General features: G+C 36.0%; 6 protein-coding genes. All 6 read right to left on the minus strand.

Annotation, left to right across the window (positions count from 1 at the left end):
• Nucleotides 1-160 precede the first annotated feature (160 nt).
• On the minus strand, nt 161-1,099 hold the full coding sequence (locus PHP06_11015; GenBank protein MDD3841070.1) for a LysM peptidoglycan-binding domain-containing protein: 939 nt from the start codon (nt 1,097-1,099) through the stop codon (nt 161-163).
• Complete coding sequence (locus PHP06_11020; protein MDD3841071.1) at nt 1,099-1,506, minus strand: phage holin family protein; 408 nt, start codon at nt 1,504-1,506, stop codon at nt 1,099-1,101. The genes PHP06_11015 and PHP06_11020 overlap by 1 nt, the downstream gene beginning before the upstream one ends.
• 15 nt (nt 1,507-1,521) lie before the next feature.
• Nucleotides 1,522-1,977 carry a hypothetical protein gene (locus PHP06_11025; GenBank protein ID MDD3841072.1) on the minus strand — a complete coding sequence of 152 codons (456 nt, stop codon included), beginning with the start codon at nt 1,975-1,977 and terminating at the stop codon, nt 1,522-1,524.
• On the minus strand, nt 1,935-2,054 hold the full coding sequence (locus PHP06_11030; GenBank protein MDD3841073.1) for an XkdX family protein: 120 nt from the start codon (nt 2,052-2,054) through the stop codon (nt 1,935-1,937). The genes PHP06_11025 and PHP06_11030 overlap by 43 nt, the downstream gene beginning before the upstream one ends.
• Complete coding sequence (locus tag PHP06_11035) at nt 2,054-2,368, minus strand: hypothetical protein (protein MDD3841074.1); 315 nt, start codon at nt 2,366-2,368, stop codon at nt 2,054-2,056. Before PHP06_11035 ends, PHP06_11030 begins: the two co-directional genes overlap by 1 nt.
• Nucleotides 2,369-2,379: 11 nt before the next feature.
• The coding region (locus tag PHP06_11040) for a hypothetical protein (protein ID MDD3841075.1) at nt 2,380-2,825 on the minus strand (446 nt) is incomplete at its 5' end.

Here is a 2,825-nt window from a genome sequence, read left to right on the forward strand (position 1 = left end):
CATCTATACTCACCTCACCAACATTTTACAACCACTGTTGAAAATATTTTACTATTAATACCCGAATTTGTCAAGTATTTTGTCGTTCTGTTCTCATATTGTCAAGTATGTTTTTAAGTACAAAAAAGAGGGGCGTTATTGCCCCTCTCGGTAGTAGGATTTATTTTATTTTTATCTTCTGGCCCGGATAAATCAAATTTGGATCCTTTATTCCGTTATCTTTTGCAAGTTTTTTAATGGTCGTGTTATATTTCTTTGCAATATCCCACAGCGTATCGCCCTTTTTAACAATGTGTATTTTTTCCTGTTTTTTAGCTGCCACACTAATCCTGATTTTTTGGCCAGGATAGATCAGATTCACATTTTTAATATTGTTTAACTCAGCAAGCTTGTCCACAGTGGTTTTATATTTAGCAGCAATCTCGCTTAACGTATCGCCTTTTTTGACTATGTATGTGATTTCTTTTGCTTGTTGTTTAGGCTTGAGCTGTGGTTTAGATTTAACTTCGTCTGTAAAAAACTCTATAGTTCTTCCATTCATCGGTCTGTTCAGGTCTAAATAGCCACTATAACCATTCAACCTGCCTCTACTTGTATACTGATGTAGGTCACAAGGGTAAGCAGGCTTGCTATCAACTTTTCCGATATTTCTTCCGTAATGAGGTATCCACACTGCTTCTACTTCATCAAGATTTAAATTAAACTGTTGGTATAGATGATGTGCAATATAGATACCTATTTTCTCTACACCAAGTTTTCTAAGTTGGTCCACATATGCAGAAACACCGCTCCGCATATCACTCATTGATTTTTCTTCTACATCTAAAAACCAAAATGTTGGGTTGAATTGTCTTGTCCGATCGCAAAAGCTAGCTGCTTCCTTTCTCATTTCCGGTATGCATTTACCTCTTACCCATGCATAAGTAGCAGTAGGAATTCCTCTTTTCTTAAACTCTCTATGATGCGTCTTATAATGCCTATCTATTGTCCTGCTTCCATATTGTGTTCTGATGATGACTAGGTCCAATTGTTTAGCAAGTTTATCATAATCTATCTTGACCGGATCCTGATGATGACTAATATCTATTATATAACCCATTATTCTTCCTCCTTTTCTTTGTCTTTTAATTGTATTAACGCATCCTTTAATTTTTCGGGGACAGGTACATCAAGCTTAACTGCATTCTCAAGTATAGACAGTCCTTCCATGGCTACATAGAAATATATGACTACTGTTCTAAATATCCATTCCTGGCCTATGAGCCTATCCAAGAGTACGGCCAATATAAGTATTATCAAGATTGTAAACTTGCGTTTAAGACCGTTAAAACCCACCTTGCTAGACAGCTCATCTTCCTTGTAGCCACACATCAAACCTAGTATAAAATCAAGCGTCATGGCCGTTATAAGTATCTGCAATCCTACCTCCCAACCTCCAAATAGCCATGTTAGTAATGTTCCTAATCCAGCACCCACTAAACCTATTTTTCCGTTTACATAATTCATGTTCATCCTCCTCCGCTATTCTGTAATAATACTTTTGATCTGGTCCAGCACAATCGGCTTAACTGTGATACCGTCTAAATCATTAATATTTATCTGCTTAAGCTCAACCTCTACCTCCTGCTCCATGAGCTCGTTTACCTCTTTGCTATATTCTTCTAGTTTATCTTTTTGCAGCTGTATCTTTCCTTGCCCCTTCAACTTTTTTGTTGCTTCTACATCTGTATACTTCTGGATGATCTTCTGCCGTATTGCTTCAGCATTTTTGATCTCTGCTTCCACTACAGATATATTTTTTTGTACTAAAAAAGCTACCCTGATTGGTAGCTCTTTATCAGCAATTGATTTTATGCCTTCGTTTAATTGATATAGATTTTTAATTCTCAATTTATAATCTCCTTTCAAGTGTTTGTCTACGCCGCACTTTTGCCCTAATGCGACATAATCTCTAGTTTTTGCTCTTCCGTAATCCAACCTTTTAATACTGCATTATTAATCCCGTTTTCAGATAATTTCCCTTCATCAAATAGTCTTTTCAATGTTTCAAACATCACATATCACTCTCCAAACTATCCAGTATTAGCATATCAACCGTTTCTTGTAATATTTTAATTTGTTCTTGTAAAATCTCTTGTTCTGTCGGCTCTCTCGGTTCTTCTGGTGTTTTAGGTCTTTCTGTAAGATTATCTCTAGTTATTGTATCTACTACGCTATCTACATTTATTAAATATTTGCCATTGTTGTCTATTAAAAAATTATAAAAATCGTCTGTGATTTCTGTACACTCATTTTCGCAAAATTTTTCACCGTGTATTTCTGGCGTATAAAATCCATATTCTCCATTTTTATCAAATTTTATGTACATATAACCCCTCCCTAATAACCTATTGCAAATACAGTACACCTAGCATTGTAATTCGGTGTCCCTCCACTAGACGTTCTTGCATACACCGTAACTACACCTTGATTTGAGCCTGCTATCTGTGCTGTAAAATGTGTATGAGTACTCCCGCCAACACCACTTAAATAATACGGGGTAGCAAATACAGCTAAACGTTGATTCGGAAATACTATGGGCAACGTTACTGTTACAAACCCTGCATCTTGCTGTATTGTAGCTATAGTCCACTGTAATATTAATCCATTGAGTATTTTTGTATATCCAGATGTATTCCTATCAAAACCAGGAATATACACATCTCCATCAACATGTACGCCATTGCTGTTTAAATTTATTGCTTCCTCACTGGATAAAACTAAATTTGCACCCATGCCAACATATATCTCCATTGAATCAGCAGGGTATCCTTCTAATCTTCTGA

The organism is Clostridia bacterium (genome assembly GCA_028698525.1).
Lineage (GTDB): Bacteria > Bacillota > Clostridia > JAQVDB01 > JAQVDB01 > JAQVDB01.

Bases quoted from the DNA above. Each gene is read 5' to 3' on its own strand.
- PHP06_11015 (MDD3841070.1), bottom strand. From the start codon at position 1,099: ATGGGTTATATAATAGATATTAGTCATCATCAGGATCCGGTCAAGATA.
- PHP06_11030 (MDD3841073.1), bottom strand. From the start codon at position 2,054: ATGTTTGAAACATTGAAAAGACTATTTGATGAAGGGAAATTATCTGAA.
- PHP06_11035 (MDD3841074.1), bottom strand. From the start codon at position 2,368: ATGTACATAAAATTTGATAAAAATGGAGAATATGGATTTTATACGCCA.
- PHP06_11020 (MDD3841071.1), bottom strand. From the start codon at position 1,506: ATGAATTATGTAAACGGAAAAATAGGTTTAGTGGGTGCTGGATTAGGA.